Consider the following 15,847-nt stretch of genomic DNA (forward strand, 5'->3'; position numbering starts at 1 on the left):
CGGCCCGCTCAGGGGGCGAAGAGGATCGTGAGCCCGGCCAGGGTGTAGAAGACCATGACGGCCATGAGCGGCACCTGCCCGATGACGGCGGCGCGCCGGTCGAGGACGGTGATGGCGCGTTCGTGCGCCGCAAGGACCCCGAGCAGGTGGCCGACGACGATGCTGACGGCCTGGATCGTGGCGATGAGCGTCGGCTGGATCAGTGTGTCGTCCGGGACGAGGTGGGCGGTCCCGAGCAGGTCCGCGCCGGTGCCGAGCGGGTCGGTCAGCAGCCGCCAGGTGGACTGCCCCTGGTAGACCCAGAGCGACCAGTAGTGCGCGACGAGGTAGCCGCCGGCGATCGGGATCAGCGAGGGCGCGATGTCGCTGACGAAGGAGAAGGAGCGGGCGGCCGGCTCGCCGGCGATCCACACCGAGACCAACGAGGCGGTCCAGAGCGTCACCGCCACGAGCACGAAGAAGGCGAGGAGGGTCGCGGTCTTGAGCAGCGAGGACGGCACGGGCGAGGACTGCACGAACGTCGACCACGAGAGGTTGGCCGAGAAGCCGTCGTATGCCGTGCCGCCGAGCATGACGGCGACGGTGGGCACGAGCCCCCGCTGGCCCCACAAGCCGTTGACGCCGTGCAGGGGAGTGCGCACCACCCAGCGCCCGTCGGGCCGCCGGCCCAGCGGCGAGAGCAGGCCGAGCAGCCGCGACCACGCCTCGAAGGGGTCGGCACGGTCGAACCAGGTGCGGCCGAAGACGGCCGCACCGAGGAGCGACACGGCGAAGAAGCCGGCGACGAGCAGCCGCAGGAAGGGCAGCGACGTGTTGCCCTCGGCGACGAGCTCGACCCAGGTGAACGTGCCGAGGCCGACGGCCGCCGGCCACAGGCCCCAGCGGTAGGGCACTGCGGCGAGGTCGGGTGACACGCGCGCGAGCCGCAGCAGGCCGGTGTGCAGCGCCCGGACCGGGTTGACGACCCGCCACACGGGCCCGAGCAGCATGGACGCGAAGGCGAGACCGACCCAGAGCCAGACGTACATGACGTAGGGCGCCGGGTTGCGCGCCGAGTCCGGGCCGAGGAAGAGCGCGGCCAGCGTCCACAGGGTCAGGGCGGCAGCGAGCACTCGGGCAACCACGCGCAGCCACCGCGAGTCGAGCAGGGCTGCGAGGGGTCTCGGCAGCAGCATCCCGTCCGTCGCCCGGAGGCGCGGCTCGCGCCACAGCGTCCCGATCGCGACGAACGAGATGAGCAGCGCGGCGACCGCGGCGATGACCAGGGCCGTGAAGGGCAGCGGCAGGTCGCCCCGGTTGCCGACACCGTGCGCGGGGGCGACGGCGGGCAGGATCGCCACGGTCAACGCACGGCCACCGTGAGCAGCGTCAGGGCGGGTTCGTGGGTCTCTATCTCGTAGACGCCGGCTTCCTGGCCCGTCAGCCGAAGCGTGGTGGGGACACCACCCTTGAGCGCTGCCTCGACGTCGAAGCCGTGGGCGTGCAGCTCGTCGTCGTGGTCGCTCGTCACGACGAGCTCCAGGGTCGAGCCGATGGGCAGGTCGACCTGGGCCGGCGCCGGCGTCACGGTGCTGCCCGTCACCTTCACCTCGAGGCGTTTGACGTTGCCCGTCGAGGCGACGCCGGTGGCAGCGCCGGGCCCCGCTCCGGGGCCGCTGGAGGAGCAGGCAGACAGCCCCGCGAGGGCGAGCACGCACACGGCATACGGGAGGGCACGAAACGCACGCATGGGACCGATCCTAGGTGGGGGCCTTCTGGCAGAGTGTGGGCATGTCTGACCGCCTGACCTCGCTCGACGCGTCGTTCCTCTACCTCGAGGAGTCGACCACGTCGATGCACGTCGGGTCGGTCATGGTCTTCCGGCCGCCGCAGGAGGGCTTCGACCACGACCAGCTGGTCCGGATCATCGAGAGCCGCATCGGGGCGATCCCGCGCTTCCGCCAGAAGGTACGTGACGTCCCCGGACGCATCGCCAACCCCGTCTGGGTCGACGACGAGGCCTTCGACATGGGCTACCACGTGCGCCGCGCCGCCCTGCCGCAACCCGGCAGCGACCGGCAGCTGCAGGATTTCGTCGCCCGCGTGCAGCCGCGCAAGCTCGACCGCACCCGTCCGCTCTGGGAGGTCTACCTCGTCGAGGGCCTGCACGACGGCCGGTTCGCGATCGTCACGAAGACGCACCACGCCCTGATCGACGGCGTCAACGCGCTCGACATCGCCCACGTCATCGTCGACGCCACGCGAGGTGAGGACCTCGGCGCCGTCGTCACGCCCTGGGAGCCCACCCGGGCGCCGTCCTCCGTCGAGCTGGTGACCGGCGCGGTCGTCGACGCGGTGCGGCGCCCCACGCAGGTCCTCGACCTCGTGCGAGGCGGCCTCAACGACGCGTTCAACGTGGGCCTGCGCGCCGCCGAGTCGGCCGGTCAGGTGCTCTCGACCGTCGCCCGGACGGCTGCGCGTCCGGCTCCCGACTCACCGCTCAACGCCGAGATCGGCTCCGCCCGGCGATGGGTGATGGTCGCGACCGACCTGGACGACTACCGACGCGTGCGCAAGCACCTGGCCCGTGGCGCGTACGCCGAGGACGTGACGATCAACGACGTCGTCCTCGCGACCATCGCCGGCGGCTTCCGCGCGTGGTTGCTCGGACGCGGCGAGCCCGTGAGCCCGCACACCGCTGTGCGCGCCATGGTGCCGGTCAGCATCTATGGTGACGATCCGGCCGGCATGTACGCCAACCAGGTCATGGCGTGTGTCGTCAACCTCCCGGTGGGCGAGCCGGGTGCCTCGATGCGGCTGCACCAGATCGCCTTCGCGATGCGGCAGCAGATGGAGGGCGGCCAGGCAGTGGGGGCGACCTCGCTCGCCAACCTCGCCGGCTTCGCGCCACCGACGCTGCACGCGCTGGGGGCCCGTCTCGGGTCGGCCATGTCCCGCCGGCTCTACAACGTCATGATCACCAACGTGCCGGGCCCGCAGACGCCGCTCTACGCCGGGGACGCCGAGATGCTCTCGACCTATCCCGTGACCCCGCTCGCCAAGGGGCAGGCACTCTCGATCGGCATCACTTCGTACAACGGCTGCGTCTACTTCGGCCTCAACGCCGACCGCGACGCGATGCCCGACGTCGACGTGCTCGGCCAGTCGATCGTCGAGTCGCTCGCGGAGCTGACGAGCGGGAGGGAGTCCTGATGCCGGTCGTGCGTGTCTACGTCCCCCTGGGACGGGCGGCCCTCGAGGAGCTCGCCACCTCCGGGACGCTCGCGGCCGGCCCCGGCACCCCGCGCACGGCGTATGCCGTCACGCCGGGTCTGGAGAAGGCCGCCCCGGGGCTCGACGTCGAGGACCTCGAGTACGCCGCGTTCAGCGATGCCGTCCGGGCCGCGGCCGGGGTGCGCTCGGCGCCGTCGGACCGAAGGGTGGTCGCGGCAGCGGACGCCGACCCCTCGTGGGTGGCGCCTCGTCACGGCGTGCCCGTGTCATCCGTCGTGCTCACCGCGCCCGTGCCCCTCGCGAGAGTGGCCTCCTTCCACGTCGACGACGAGGTGACGGACGGCGTCGAGGAGGAGGCCGACGAACTGCTGTGGTACGACGTGACCGAGCTCGACGACGTACGCTCCTTCTTCGGCTGAGCCGGCACGCGCCATGGCCGACGACGAGGTGGTCGCCCTCTACGACGACGCCGGCGAGGTGGTCGGGGCCGCGCCGCGCTCCGTCATGCGGGCCCACAACCTGCGGCATGCGGCCTCGTCGGTCGTGGTGCGCGACCCGCGGGGCCGGGTCTACCTGCACCGCAGGACCACCATGAAGGATGTCTACCCGGGGCTGCTCGACCTCGCCGCCGGCGGAGTCGTGCTGGCAGGGGAGGACCCTGGGGTGGGAGCGGTGCGCGAGCTGGAGGAGGAGCTCGGTGTTGCCGGGGTTCCGCTCGAGCCGCTGGGGGTCGCCGACTACGCCGACGACCACACCCGCTACCGCGCCTTCCGCTTCGTCGTGACGTGGGACGGACCCATCCGTTGGCAGCCGGAGGAGGTGTCATGGGGTGCCTGGGTGACGGTGGAGGAGCTCGTGCGCCGGCTGGACGAGGAGGCGCACACCATCGTGCCCGACAGCGTCGCCGTGTGGTCGAGCCTGGTGCACTCGTGGCTCGCGAGCTCGCCGCAACCGCATGGGTCGGAGTGACGACGCTGGAAAGAGTTTCTTGCCGCAACCGATCGATCGTGCTTTTATATGGCGCATGGGCAAGGGTGAGAGCACCAAGGCAGCCATTCTCGACGAGGCCGCGGAGCTCGCGTCGCTCGTCGGGCTCGGCGGACTGACCATCGGCACCCTCGCCGCCGCGACGAAGTTGAGCAAGAGCGGCCTCTACGCCCACTTCGTGTCCAAGGAGTCGCTCCAGGTCGAAGTGCTGGCACATGCCCGTGAGCGGTTCGCCGACGTCGTCCTGCGCCCCACCATCGCGGCGCGGCGCGGCGAGCCGCGGGTGCGCGAGTTCTTCGGCCGCTGGATCGCCTGGCAGTCCACGGGCTCTGGCGGGGGCTGCATCTTCGTCGACGCCGCAAGCGAGTTCGACGACCAGGAGGGTCCGGTCCGCGACGAGCTCGTGCGCGCCGAGCGCGACAAGCTCGAGTCCCTGACCCTCATCGTCGGCACTGCCGTGAGCGAGGGGCACTTCCGCGAGGACGTCGACCCCGAGCAGTTCGCCTACGAGCTCGAGGGCATCGTGCTCGCCCACCACCACGCGCGTCGGCTCATGCGCGACGGGATGGCGGAGGAGCGTGCGCGGCGGGCCTTCGAGCGCCTGGTCGACAGCTGCCGGCCCGCAGCGCGATCGACCTGACCCTCTCGCGACGCCCACGTCCACCCATCCGCACCCACCCGGCATCTGCAGCAGGAGTTGTCATGGCGAAGTCGCCCCAATAGAAAAGCACGACCGTTCGCTCTATTGCGCGACTGGCCCTCGGAGCACTCGACCTCGCGGCTCCCTCGGTCGCGGCCCGCCTTGCCGAGACCCTCTGGTTCCGGCTCCCGCCTGGGCGGCACCCGGCCGCCGGCCCGGTCGCCGGGTCGCCGATCCGCGAGCGGCTGGGGTCTCCGTTCGAGGTGCAGCTGCGCCGCCGCACCGTCCGGGGCTGGGTCTGGGGCGAGGGTCCGGTCGTCTACCTCGTCCACGGCTGGGGCGGCAGCCTCGAGCAGCTCGTGCCGTTCGTCGCGCCCCTGCTCGACCGCGGTCTGCAGGTCGTCGCGTTCGACGGGCTGAGCCACGGCAGCTCGGACCCCGGCGCCCATGGCGCCGCCTCCACCGACGCCGTCGAGCTCGGGCACTGCCTCGACGCCGTCGCCGCACGCTTCGGGCCGGCACGGGCGGTCGTCGCCCACTCGATGGGAGGTCTGTCCTCCCTGCTGGCCATCCGCGACGGCTGGCTCGCAGCGGAGCGGCTGGTGCTCATCGCCCCGCCGAGCGGCATACCCGACCTGTTCTCGGCGCTGCGTACCGAGCTCGCCCTGGGCGAGCGGACGACGCGGCGCCTGGTCCAGCGGGTTCGTCGCCGCACCGGCTACACGGTCGAAGAGCTCGACCTCGCGACGATCGCGACCGGCCTCGCTCCGCCCGAGCGGCCCAAGCTCCTCGTCGTCCACGACCTGCTCGACCGAGAGGTGCCGCACGAGCCGTCCACCCACCTCGTGCGGTGCTGGCCGGGGGCCCAGCTGCTCTCCACCGCCGGCCTGGGGCATCGGCGGGTGCTCGCGGACGCTGCCGTCGGGGGAGCGGTGGCACGCTTCGTCGACCGGCTCCCCGTGGAGGCCAGCCTGCACGGTGATGACCGGCCGCAGCCGCTCCCCGCCGAGGTCACCCCCGCTCCGACGAACGCCGGACGGTGGTTCCGCGCCGCGGTCGGCTGACCGTCCCACGTGCTGGTCCGGGGGAGCCACCGGCGAGGCATCCCTTGTTACGTTGCGCAGATGGACTTCACCGCTGACGAGTACGCCCGCCGCGATGCCGAGCGCCTCCGAGAGATCCTCTCCGGCCCGCCCGTGACCTGGGTCTTCCTCGGCGACAGCATCACGCAGGGCGTCACGCACACGCACGGGCGACGCGGCTACGTCGAGCACTTCGCCGAACGCGTACGCGGCGAGCTCGGACGCCGTGGAGACGCCGTCGTCAACTCCGGGGTGGCCGGAGCGACGACCGAGGACCTCCTTCCTGAGTTTCACTGGCGCGCTGGACGATTCGCGCCCGACGTCGTCTTCGTGATGTTTGGCACCAATGACGTCGTTGCCGGAGAGGACGGAGTCCGGGGCTTCCGGTACCGCCTCGACCAGATCGTCCAGCGGTCCCGCGACGTGGGGGCCACCGTCGTGCTGGCGACTCCGCCCCCGGTCCTGGAGGACGGCGACCGCAGCCCGCGGCTCATGGGCCTCTATGCCGAGGCGGTGCGCGAGGTCGGGCGTGACCTCGGGGTCCTCGTCGTCGACCACGCTGCGGCGTGGGCGGCAGCGGCGGCGCACGCCGGTCACGACATCGCCCCCGCCGGGTGGCTCGACGACACCTTCCATCCGGGAGCGCGGGGACACCACGAGCTGACGCTCACCCTGCTGTCGAGCATCGGCATCGCGGACCCGGCCAGCGAGGTCTGCTCGCTCGTCGTCGACGACACGGTGGGCGCCGACGCGTGACCGCGGTCCGTCCGCTGCGGCGCCCGCGGGTCAGGGTCGGATCAGGGTCGGGTCAGGGCTGTTCCCGGCAGCGCCGGGGGTCCCGGCGCGAGACGATGGAGTCATGACACAACCGATTCCAAACCCGTACGGCCAGGCCCTGACCCCGACGGGCGAAGAGCGCACGTGGGCCATCCTCGGCCACCTCGCCGCCATCATCGCCGCCGTCATCTCCGCCGGCTGGCTCAGCTTCGTCGGCCCCCTGGTGATCTGGGCCATCTACAAGGACCGCAGCGCGTTCGTGCGGCGGGCCGCCGCCGACTCCTTCAACTTCAACCTCGCCGTGTGGGCTGCCATCATCGTCGGCTGGATCATGCTCTTCACCGTGATCCTCATCCCGCTCGCCATCATCGTATGGATCGTGGCCGTCCTGGCCGCCGTGTGGTTCCACGTCCGAGCTGCCATGGCGGCGAACCGCGGTGAGTCGTTCCGCTACCCGTGGAGCATCCCGGTCCTGCACTGATCGGCTGACGGGCACTGGTGGGGGCATGGAACGATGGGGTGGCTCGCCCACGAGGCGGCCACCCCACACGCCCCGATCGGGCGTCGACCGTGCCAACAGCAGGAGAACTTGATGGACGCCGTGACCCACGTGCCAGCCCCGGCCAACGAGCCGGTGCTCGACTACGCGCCGGGCTCGCCCGAGCGAGCCGCGCTCGAGGTCGCGCTCGCCGAGCTGGGGTCGGACCAGACCGAGCTGCCCCACACGATCAACGGTGACCGCGTCACGGGGACCGGCCCTGCCATCGAGGTGCGCCAGCCGCACGCTCACCGCAAGGTGCTCGGCACGATGCGCAACGCCACGGTGCAGGAGGGGCAGGCCGCCGTCGACGCTGCCAAGGCCGCCGCGCCGATGTGGCGCGAGCTCTCCTTCGACGACCGCGCTGCCGTGCTGCTCAAGGCGGCCGAGCTGCTGTCCGGGCCGTGGCGCGCCCGCCTCAACGCGGCGACCATGCTCGGACAGAGCAAGACCGCCTACCAGGCGGAGATCGACGCCGCGTGCGAGCTCATCGACTTCTGGCGGATCAACGTCCACTTCGCCCGGCAGATCCTCGAGCAGCAGCCGCCGCTCAACGCCAAGGGCATCTGGAACCGCTCCGACTACCGCTCCCTCGAGGGCTTCGTCTACGCGATCACGCCGTTCAACTTCACCGCCATCGCCGGCAACCTGCCCACCGCGCCCGCGCTCATGGGCAACACCGTGGTGTGGAAGCCCAGCCCCACGCAGCAGCTCGCTGCGCAGCTGACGATGGAGCTGCTCGAGGAGGCCGGGATGCCGCCGGGCGTCATCAACCTGGTGACCGGCGACGGCATCGAGGTCAGCAAGGCTGCCCTGAACGACGAGGACCTCGCCGGCATCCACTTCACCGGCTCCACGCCGACCTTCAGACGTTTGTGGCACGAGGTCGGCACCAACCTCGACCGCTACCGCACCTACCCGCGGCTCGTCGGCGAGACCGGCGGCAAGGACTTCATCCTCGCCCACCCGAGCGCCGACCCGGCCGTCCTGCGGACGGCGATGATCCGTGGCGCCTTCGAGTTCCAGGGCCAGAAGTGCTCGGCGGCGTCGCGGGCCTACGTCCCGGCGTCGGTCTGGAGGCTGGTCAAGGACGACCTCGTCGACATCACCAACGAGCTGACCCAGGGCGACGTCACCGACTTCTCCAACTTCATGGGCGCCGTCATCGACGAACGGGCGTTCGCCAAGCACAAGGACGCCATCGACCGCGCCCACGCGACCGCGGGCATCGACGTCGTGGCCGGCGGCACCTACGACGACTCCGTCGGCTACTTCGTCCGCCCGACGGTCCTCGAGGTGAAGGATGCGGGCGACGAGTCGTTCCGCACCGAGTACTTCGGCCCCATCCTGTCGGTCCACGTCTTCCCCGACGAGGAGTACGACGCGGTGCTCGACCAGATGGAGCGCTTCGCCCCCTACGGCCTGACCGGCTCGATCATCGCCCAGGACCGCCGCGCCATCGCCGACGCCACCAAGCGCCTGCGCTTCGCTGCCGGCAACTTCTACGTCAACGACAAGCCGACCGGCGCCGTCGTCGGCCAGCAGCCCTTCGGCGGCGGCCGAGCCTCCGGCACCAACGACAAGGCGGGCGCCGCCCAGAACCTGCTGCGCTGGACGAGCGTCCGCTCGATCAAGGAGACGTTCGTGCCGCCGACCGACCACTCCTACCCGCACATGGGCTGACGCCGCGCAGGGCTCCCGAGGCCGTATGCCGCTGGGCCCGTCTCCGTCAGGAGGCGGGCCCAGCTCGTGTCGGGGCGTCGTGTCGGGGTGCGTCGAGCGGGTCAGGCGCGGCCGGCCAGCCAGGCGTTGCCAGTGCGCTGCTCGCTGCGGATCGCGCCGATGACGGCCGGCGCGGCCGCCTTCTCGACCTTGGCGCCGAAGAGCGGGATCGACGCCTTGAGGTCACCCTCGATGGTGATCTGCGTGCCACCGCCCGAGGGCGCCAGCCGGATCGTCGACCGCATCGCGACCGGTGCGCCCGCCACCTCGACGGTCAGCGTGCCGGAGCGCGAGGCGTCGGCGCCCGCTCCATCCCACTCGTAGGTCTCGGTCACAGAGAGAGTCGGGCCGATGACCGACTTCGCGAAGTCCGGGAGGTTGTCGGCCGGCAGGTCGCGCTTCGTCACGACTCGCGTACCCGTGCCTGCCGGGCTCACCGCGGCCTCGTGCCGCTGGGCTCCGGCCTCGACGCACTTGCGCTCCTGGAAGGCCGGGTCGGTGACCATGGCGTAGACGGCCTCGGGCGAGGCGGCATACGTGATCGTCTCGGTGATCTTCATGGCCGACACGTTATTGCACCCCAGAGGTGCGCCTGACGACGTATGCCGTCCGGCGGCGTCCCCCGGGTGCCGGGGCCACGTGCCGGGGCGCGTCAGCGACCCGAGCGGGCCCGGTCGGAGACGGAGGCGAGCGTCGTGGTCGAGTGGTCGAGCTCGCGGCGCACGCGCGACAGCTCTCGCGCGCGCACGGCGGTCACGCGGTTGAGCAGCTCCTGGAGTCGCTCGCGCTCGGCCAGCCGCTCGCCCGGCTCGGCCCGGCTGGGGCCCGGGAGCTCGACGACGAGCTGGCCGTCGACGACGAGGTCACAGCGTGCGAGCGCGGGCTCCAGAGCGCGCAGCCGGGCAGCCGACTCCACGGCCGTCATGGTCCACGACTGCAGCAGGCTGCCGACGCGGTCGAGCTCGCTCGCGGCGCGGGTCAGCAGGTCGCGCTCGTGGCCGGTGGGGTCCGGTGCGCCGGTGCGTCCGGCACGACGGGCGGCGGAGTCGAGGTCCACGACGAGGTCGGCGACGCGGTTCGCCTGGGAGTGCAGGGCGCCGCCGAGCGCGGAGGTCGACCCGGGGTCACCGGCGGAGAGACTCATCGCGGATCCGCCTGACCCGGCCCGGTGCACGGTGCCTGGGGAGCGACGGCAGAGCCAGGCAGGCCCGCAGGGTCCGACGATGGATCGGTGTCGCGGGCCCGACCGGACCCGAGGTCGAGCAGGCGCTCCTCCATGGACTCGGACACGGCCCTGAGGGTGTCGGCCGCCTGCTCCACCCAGGCGTCCAGCGCACGCTGGGTGGGCAGGTCGCCGAGGTCGGGCAGGTACGTCAGCAGCTCGTCGGAGAGCGCCCGGGTGGTGGCGCGGGCGGTCGTCAGGGAGCGGAGCGTCGCAGGGTCCGCCGTACCCGGCCCGCACGTCCGCTCGGTCATGGCACCACTCTAGGGACTGGCCGGACCGGGACCGCGAAGTTCTCCACCGCGCCGTGTCCTGTGCGGCGTTCTCCAGGTGCCGAGCGGGTCTGGTGCAGACGCGGGACGGGTCGGGGATAGGCTCACATCGTGAGATGGCGGCACAACGACGTGCCGCCGCACGGGCCGCACGGTGAGGAATCCGAGAACCGCATGTCAGCGTCACTCGAACAGTCTCGAATCGACGTCATCCAGGCCGCCGCCGCGGCCGTGGCGCCTCCGCCGCGACGGGGTCGAGGCCGATCCGCCGGCTCGGCTGCTGGCGATCTGGAGGACTTCCTCCTCGCCTACTACCGCCTCGTCGCCACCGAGGACCTGCTCGCCCGGCCGGCGAGGGAGCTGGCGACGATCGCCACCGAGCACCGCGCCTTCGCGCAGGACCGGGCAGTCGGCACCTTCAACGTCCGTGTCTTCAACCCGACCGCCGAGGACGAGGGCTGGTCCACCACGCACACGGTGGTGCAGATGGTCGTCGACGACATGCCCTTCCTCGTCGACTCCGTCGTCGCCGCCCTCGGGGGCTTCGACCGCGGCGTGCACCTCATCGTGCACCCGCAGATGACGGTGTCGCGCAGCGTCACCGGTGAGCTCAAGTCGGTCGTCACCGACGGGTCGACCACCGTGCAGTCGGGCTCCGTGGGTCTCGTTCGCGAGTCGTGGATGCACCTCGAGATCGACCGGCTCCCGGCCGACGCGCTGCCCGAGGTCGAGGCGCGCCTGCGCCACGTGCTCGAGAACGTTCGCGACTCCGTCGAGGACTGGCCCAAGATGCGGGCCCATGCGTTGACGATCGCGAGCGAGCTGCGCTCCGCGACCCCGCCCGGGACCGACCCCCACCACGCACGCGAGGCGGCCCGCTTCCTCGAGTGGCTGGCGCACAACAACTTCACCTTCCTCGGCTACCGCGAGTACTCCCTCGCCCACGAGAACGGCAAGGACATCTCGCGGCAGGTCCCGGGCACCGGCCTGGGACTGCTTCGCTACGACCGGCCTTCTGCCGGGAAGGGACTCGTGCTGACGCCGGCTGCCAGCCGGGCCGCGAGGGACTCCAGCATCCTCATCATCACCAAGGCCAACTCCCGAGCCACGGTCCACCGCGACGTCTACCTCGACTACATCTCGATCAAGCGCTTCGACGCCCGCGGCGAGTGCGTCGGTGAGCAGCGCTTCCTCGGGCTCTACGCCTCGGCCGCCTACAACGACACGATTCATGACATCCCGCTGCTCGACGTGCGGGCCCAGGAGGTGCTGCGCCTCACGGGTCTCAGCCCCGACAGCCACTCGGGCAAGGACATCCTCCAGATCCTCGAGACCTATCCGCGCGACGAGCTCTTCCAGACCAGCGCGCAGCAGCTCGCCGACGTCGCGACGAGCGTGCTGCACCTGCAGGAGCGCCGCAAGACCAAGCTCTTCACGCGCCGCGACGAGTTCGGCCGCTTCGTCTCCTGTCTCGTCTACCTGCCGCGCGACCGCTACAACACGACGGTGCGCCTGCGCATCGAGGCGCTCCTGCTCGAGGCCTACGGCGGCGCGACGATCGACAACACGACCCGCGTCAGCGAGTCGACGCTCGCACGCCTGCACTTCGTGGTGCGTATGCCGTCCGGCGTCGACATCCCCGAGGTCGACGAGGCAGCACTCGAGCGCCGAGTCATCGACGCCACCCGCACGTGGGACGAGGACCTCTCTGAGGCGCTCGCCGAGGCGCGCGGCCTCGAGGGTGCCGCGCGCACGATGGCGGCCTACGCCAAGGCGCTGCCCGAGGCGTACAAGGAGGACTTCGACGTCAGGACCGCCGTCGAGGACCTCGACCGCATCGAGGCGCTCGGTGACGGGGCCCGCACGACCGCCCTGCACCTCTACGACGACCCGGCCTCGGACAACCAGCGCGAGCGCCGTTTCAAGCTCTACCGTCGCGCCGATCTCTCGCTGACGCAGGTGCTGCCGCTCTTCACCCACCTCGGCGTCGAGGTCACCGACGAGCGGCCCTACGAGGTGCGGGGCCTGCACGGGCGGACGCTGCACATCTTCGACTTCGGGCTGTGCGCCGACGCGAAGGCGTGGGGGTCGGGCGACGAGCACGTCGCCACCGACGTTCGCGTCCGCTTCGAGGAGGCCTTCCGGGCCGTCTGGGACGGACGCGCCGAGTCCGACGGGTTCAACGCCCTGGTGCTCGCGGCCGGGCTCACCTGGCGCCAGGTCGTCATCCTGCGCACCGTCGCGAAGTACCTCCGCCAGACGGGATCGACCTTCTCCCAGGACTACGTCGAGTCGGCCCTGGCGGCCAACACCGACATCGCCCGCAGCCTCGTCGAGCTCTTCGAGGCGCGGTTCGACCCTGACGCGTTCCCCGAGACCGACGCCGGCCGGGAGAAGCGCGCGTCCAAGGAGAAGCACCTCGTCGGGCAGGCCAAGGCGGCTCTGGACGACGTCGCGAGCCTCGACCACGACCGCATCGTGCGCGCGCTGCTGGGCGTCATCCTGGCGAGCCTGCGCACGAACTTCTACCAGCCCGACGCCAACGGGCACGACAAGTCCTACGTCTCGCTCAAGCTCAACCCCAAGAAGGTCCCGGACCTCCCGGCACCCCGCCCGATGTTCGAGATCTGGGTCTACAGCCCTCGGGTGGAGGGCGTGCACCTGCGCTTCGGCAAGGTGGCGCGCGGCGGCCTGCGCTGGTCCGACCGCCGCGAGGACTTCCGCACCGAGGTGCTCGGGCTCGTCAAGGCGCAGATGGTCAAGAACGCCGTCATCGTGCCGACCGGCAGCAAGGGCGGCTTCTACGCCAAGCAGCTGCCCGACCCGGCCCTCGATCGTGCCGCCTGGCTCGACGAGGGGATCGCGTCCTACAAGCTCTTCATCTCCGGGCTGCTCGACCTCACAGACAACCTCGTGTCCGGCGAGGCCGTGCCGCCGCACCGCGTCGTGCGCCACGACGAGGACGACACCTACCTCGTGGTGGCTGCCGACAAGGGCACCGCCAAGTTCTCCGACATCGCCAACGGACTGTCGGCCGACTACGGCTTCTGGCTCGACGACGCCTTCGCGTCGGGCGGGTCTGCCGGCTACGACCACAAGGGCATGGGCATCACGGCCCGTGGTGCCTGGGAGTCGGTCAAGCGCCACTTCCGCGAGCTCGACGTCGACACCCAGTCGCAGGAGTTCACCGTCGTCGGCGTGGGCGACATGAGCGGCGACGTCTTCGGCAACGGCATGCTGCTCTCCGAGCACATCCGTCTCGTCGCGGCCTTCGACCACCGCCACATCTTCGTCGACCCCGACCCGGACGCCGCGACGTCGTATGCCGAGCGGCGGCGGATGTTCGACCTGCCCGGGTCGTCGTGGGCCGACTACGACGAGACCCTGATCAGCAAGGGCGGCGGCGTCTTCGCGCGCGGGGCCAAGTCCGTGCCCGTGAGCCCGCAGATGGTGGCCGCCCTCGGCCTGCGCGCCGGGACCAAGGCCATGACGCCCGCCCAGCTGATGAAGGCGATCCTGCTCGCGCCGGTCGACCTGCTCTGGAACGGTGGCATCGGCACGTACGTCAAGGCGACCGCCGAGACCAACTCCGAGATCGGCGACCGCGCCAACGACGCGATCCGCGTCAACGGCAGCGAGCTGCGCTGCAAGGTCGTCGGCGAGGGCGGCAACCTCGGCGCGAGCCAGCTCGGCCGCATCGAGGCGGCCCTCGCGGGGGTGCGCATCAACACCGACGCCATCGACAACAGCGCCGGGGTCGACACCTCCGACCACGAGGTCAACATCAAGATCCTGCTGACCGGGCTGACCCGGTCCGGCGAGCTGACGACCAAGCGCCGCAACAACCTGCTCGCCTCGATGACCGACGAGGTGGCCCAGCAGGTGCTGCGCGACAACTACGAGCAGAACGTGCTGCTCGGCAACGCCCGGGCGCAGCAGCACGCGATGCTCGGGGTGCACGAGCGGCTCATCCAGTTCCTCGAGGCGGGCGGCGACCTCGACCGTTCGCTCGAGTTCCTCCCGAGCGACGCGGAGATCGCCCGCCGCCAGAAGGACGGCCTGGGGCTGACATCGCCGGAGTTCTCGGTGCTCGTCGCCTACGCCAAGCTCTACCTGAAGAACCAGCTCGTCATGACGTCGCTGCCCGACGACCCGTGGTTCGAGTCGACGCTCGCCGAGTACTTCCCGAAGCCCTTGCGCACCAGGTACGCCGCGCAGATCGCCGCCCACCCGCTGCGCCGCGAGATCATCACGAACTCCGTCGCCAACTCGATGGTCAACCGCGGCGGCATCACGTTCGCGTACCGCGCCGGAGAGGAGACGGGCGCGACGCCCGAGCAGGTCGCGCGCGCCTACGTCGTCTGCCGGGAGGTCTTCGACCTGGCCGGCTTCGTGCGGCAGGTGGAGGCGACGGACAACGTCGTCAGCACGACCGCGCAGACGGCCCTCTACCTCGAGTTCCGTCGCCTCATCGACCGGTCGGTGCGGTGGTTCCTCACCTCCCGCCCGGCTGCCCTTGACATCGCCGCCGAGGTGGCCCGTTTCCGACCTGGCATCGAGGCGTTCTCGGGCCGCATCACCGAGCTGCTGCAGGGCAGCGAGCGCACCCGCCTCCACCGTCGCGCCCGGGAGCTCGAGGGCAAGGGGGTGCCCGAGGAGCTGGCGCTCGGCGCCGCCTCGCTGCTCGACCTCTACTCGCTGCTCGACTGCATCGAGATCGCCGAGGACACGGGCGAGCAGCTCGACGACGTCGTGGGCGTCTACTTCCTGACGTCCGAGACGTTCTCCATCGACGCCATGCTCAGCCGCGTCACGATGCTGCCGCGCGACGACCGTTGGGACGCCATGGCTCGCGGGGCCCTGCGTGACGACCTCTACGCCGTCCTCGAGAGCCTGACCCGGTCGATCCTCGAGGTCAGCACCCCTCGGCACGACGCCGTGGACCGCCTGGCGGAGTGGTCGGAGCTCAACGCCGACGCGCTGGCCCGGGCCCGGGCCGCTCTCGGCGGCATCGAGCGGATGAGCCATGCCGGCATCGCGGCCCTCTCGGTCGCGCTCCGCACGCTGCGGACGGTCACCAAGCCCGCCTCGTCGGTGCAGCCCGCGTCGACGCCGGCCGAGCCGCAGCGCCGTGAGCCCGTCCCCGAACGCGCCAGGGCGACGAGGACGGCCAAGAAGGCAGCCGACAAGGCCGTGAAGCGGGCCGCCGACCGAGCCGCGAAGGCGGCGGCGCAGGAGGACGCGCAGGCGACCGACCCGGGCCCCGACGGCAACGGGGCCGGGAGCCACGAGCAGCGTGAGGCGGGTCGGGAGGCCGCGGCTCGGGTTCGGGCCGAGTCCCGCCGCTGAGGGGCGGTGGGGCGCCGTCCCTTCCGGGCGGTCGTGCTCACTAGG

At 71.5% G+C, this 15,847-nt stretch carries 14 protein-coding genes; 9 read left to right on the forward strand and 5 right to left on the reverse strand.

Going from position 1 to position 15,847, the window contains the following annotated elements; translation table 11 throughout:
• Nucleotides 1–8: 8 nt before the first annotated feature.
• Together AC3WRT_RS00430 and AC3WRT_RS00435 are read right to left on the reverse strand one after the other, a co-directional pair.
• Complete coding sequence (locus AC3WRT_RS00430) at nucleotides 9–1,340, reverse strand: hypothetical protein (RefSeq protein ID WP_492717806.1); 1,332 nt, start codon at nucleotides 1,338–1,340, stop codon at nucleotides 9–11.
• Between the two features lie 2 nt (nucleotides 1,341–1,342).
• Nucleotides 1,343–1,729 carry a hypothetical protein gene (locus tag AC3WRT_RS00435; protein ID WP_492717809.1) on the reverse strand — a complete coding sequence of 129 codons (387 nt, stop codon included), beginning with the start codon at nucleotides 1,727–1,729 and terminating at the stop codon, nucleotides 1,343–1,345.
• Nucleotides 1,730–1,770: 41 nt separating this feature from the next.
• On the opposite strand from AC3WRT_RS00435, the gene AC3WRT_RS00440 reads away from it, so the two are divergent.
• From AC3WRT_RS00440 to pruA, 8 genes are all read left to right on the forward strand, one after another.
• On the forward strand, nucleotides 1,771–3,192 hold the full coding sequence (locus AC3WRT_RS00440) for a WS/DGAT/MGAT family O-acyltransferase (protein WP_492717814.1): 1,422 nt from the start codon (nucleotides 1,771–1,773) through the stop codon (nucleotides 3,190–3,192).
• Nucleotides 3,192–3,632 carry a DUF6912 family protein gene (locus AC3WRT_RS00445; protein ID WP_492717816.1) on the forward strand — a complete coding sequence of 147 codons (441 nt, stop codon included), beginning with the start codon at nucleotides 3,192–3,194 and terminating at the stop codon, nucleotides 3,630–3,632. Before AC3WRT_RS00440 ends, AC3WRT_RS00445 begins: the two co-directional genes overlap by 1 nt.
• A gap of 13 nt (nucleotides 3,633–3,645) precedes the next feature.
• Nucleotides 3,646–4,182, forward strand: a complete 537-nt coding sequence (locus AC3WRT_RS00450; protein ID WP_492717818.1) for an NUDIX hydrolase — start codon at nucleotides 3,646–3,648, stop codon at nucleotides 4,180–4,182.
• A 55-nt stretch (nucleotides 4,183–4,237) separates the two neighbouring features.
• Nucleotides 4,238–4,840, forward strand: a complete 603-nt coding sequence (locus AC3WRT_RS00455; protein WP_492717821.1) for a TetR/AcrR family transcriptional regulator — start codon at nucleotides 4,238–4,240, stop codon at nucleotides 4,838–4,840.
• A 263-nt stretch (nucleotides 4,841–5,103) separates the two neighbouring features.
• Nucleotides 5,104–5,904: an alpha/beta hydrolase gene (locus tag AC3WRT_RS00460; RefSeq protein WP_492717823.1), complete on the forward strand. Its 801-nt coding sequence runs from the start codon at nucleotides 5,104–5,106 to the stop codon at nucleotides 5,902–5,904.
• Between the two features lie 60 nt (nucleotides 5,905–5,964).
• The gene (locus AC3WRT_RS00465; protein ID WP_492717825.1) at nucleotides 5,965–6,678 is read left to right on the forward strand and encodes an SGNH/GDSL hydrolase family protein; all 714 of its coding nucleotides are present in this window, start codon (nucleotides 5,965–5,967) and stop codon (nucleotides 6,676–6,678) included.
• 103 nt (nucleotides 6,679–6,781) lie between these two features.
• On the forward strand, nucleotides 6,782–7,180 hold the full coding sequence (locus AC3WRT_RS00470; RefSeq protein WP_492717827.1) for a DUF4870 domain-containing protein: 399 nt from the start codon (nucleotides 6,782–6,784) through the stop codon (nucleotides 7,178–7,180).
• A 111-nt stretch (nucleotides 7,181–7,291) separates the two neighbouring features.
• Nucleotides 7,292–8,920, forward strand: a complete 1,629-nt coding sequence (gene pruA, locus AC3WRT_RS00475) for an L-glutamate gamma-semialdehyde dehydrogenase (RefSeq protein WP_492717829.1) — start codon at nucleotides 7,292–7,294, stop codon at nucleotides 8,918–8,920.
• Nucleotides 8,921–9,021: 101 nt separating this feature from the next.
• On the opposite strand, the gene AC3WRT_RS00480 is transcribed toward pruA, so the two are convergent.
• The 3 genes from AC3WRT_RS00480 to AC3WRT_RS00490 form a co-directional block, all read right to left on the reverse strand.
• Complete coding sequence (locus AC3WRT_RS00480; protein ID WP_492717831.1) at nucleotides 9,022–9,519, reverse strand: DUF2505 domain-containing protein; 498 nt, start codon at nucleotides 9,517–9,519, stop codon at nucleotides 9,022–9,024.
• A 92-nt stretch (nucleotides 9,520–9,611) separates the two neighbouring features.
• Nucleotides 9,612–10,103, reverse strand: a complete 492-nt coding sequence (locus tag AC3WRT_RS00485) for a hypothetical protein (protein ID WP_492717833.1) — start codon at nucleotides 10,101–10,103, stop codon at nucleotides 9,612–9,614.
• Nucleotides 10,100–10,435 carry a hypothetical protein gene (locus AC3WRT_RS00490; RefSeq protein WP_492717835.1) on the reverse strand — a complete coding sequence of 112 codons (336 nt, stop codon included), beginning with the start codon at nucleotides 10,433–10,435 and terminating at the stop codon, nucleotides 10,100–10,102. The genes AC3WRT_RS00485 and AC3WRT_RS00490 overlap by 4 nt, the downstream gene beginning before the upstream one ends.
• 192 nt (nucleotides 10,436–10,627) lie before the next feature.
• Between AC3WRT_RS00490 and AC3WRT_RS00495 the strand changes: the two genes are divergently transcribed.
• Complete coding sequence (locus tag AC3WRT_RS00495) at nucleotides 10,628–15,802, forward strand: NAD-glutamate dehydrogenase (RefSeq protein ID WP_492718407.1); 5,175 nt, start codon at nucleotides 10,628–10,630, stop codon at nucleotides 15,800–15,802.
• The last annotated feature ends 45 nt before the right edge of the window (nucleotides 15,803–15,847 follow it).

Source organism: Terrabacter sp. FW104-15G4B (genome assembly GCF_058790095.1).

Bases quoted from the DNA above. Each gene is read 5' to 3' on its own strand.
- AC3WRT_RS00485 (WP_492717833.1), bottom strand. From the start codon at position 10,103: ATGAGTCTCTCCGCCGGTGACCCCGGGTCGACCTCCGCGCTCGGCGGC.
- AC3WRT_RS00470 (WP_492717827.1), top strand. From the start codon at position 6,782: ATGACACAACCGATTCCAAACCCGTACGGCCAGGCCCTGACCCCGACG.
- AC3WRT_RS00435 (WP_492717809.1), bottom strand. From the start codon at position 1,729: ATGCGTGCGTTTCGTGCCCTCCCGTATGCCGTGTGCGTGCTCGCCCTC.
- AC3WRT_RS00465 (WP_492717825.1), top strand. From the start codon at position 5,965: ATGGACTTCACCGCTGACGAGTACGCCCGCCGCGATGCCGAGCGCCTC.
- AC3WRT_RS00440 (WP_492717814.1), top strand. From the start codon at position 1,771: ATGTCTGACCGCCTGACCTCGCTCGACGCGTCGTTCCTCTACCTCGAG.
- pruA (WP_492717829.1), top strand. From the start codon at position 7,292: ATGGACGCCGTGACCCACGTGCCAGCCCCGGCCAACGAGCCGGTGCTC.
- AC3WRT_RS00480 (WP_492717831.1), bottom strand. From the start codon at position 9,519: ATGAAGATCACCGAGACGATCACGTATGCCGCCTCGCCCGAGGCCGTC.
- AC3WRT_RS00450 (WP_492717818.1), top strand. From the start codon at position 3,646: ATGGCCGACGACGAGGTGGTCGCCCTCTACGACGACGCCGGCGAGGTG.
- AC3WRT_RS00490 (WP_492717835.1), bottom strand. From the start codon at position 10,435: ATGACCGAGCGGACGTGCGGGCCGGGTACGGCGGACCCTGCGACGCTC.
- AC3WRT_RS00455 (WP_492717821.1), top strand. From the start codon at position 4,238: ATGGGCAAGGGTGAGAGCACCAAGGCAGCCATTCTCGACGAGGCCGCG.
- AC3WRT_RS00445 (WP_492717816.1), top strand. From the start codon at position 3,192: ATGCCGGTCGTGCGTGTCTACGTCCCCCTGGGACGGGCGGCCCTCGAG.
- AC3WRT_RS00495 (WP_492718407.1), top strand. From the start codon at position 10,628: ATGTCAGCGTCACTCGAACAGTCTCGAATCGACGTCATCCAGGCCGCC.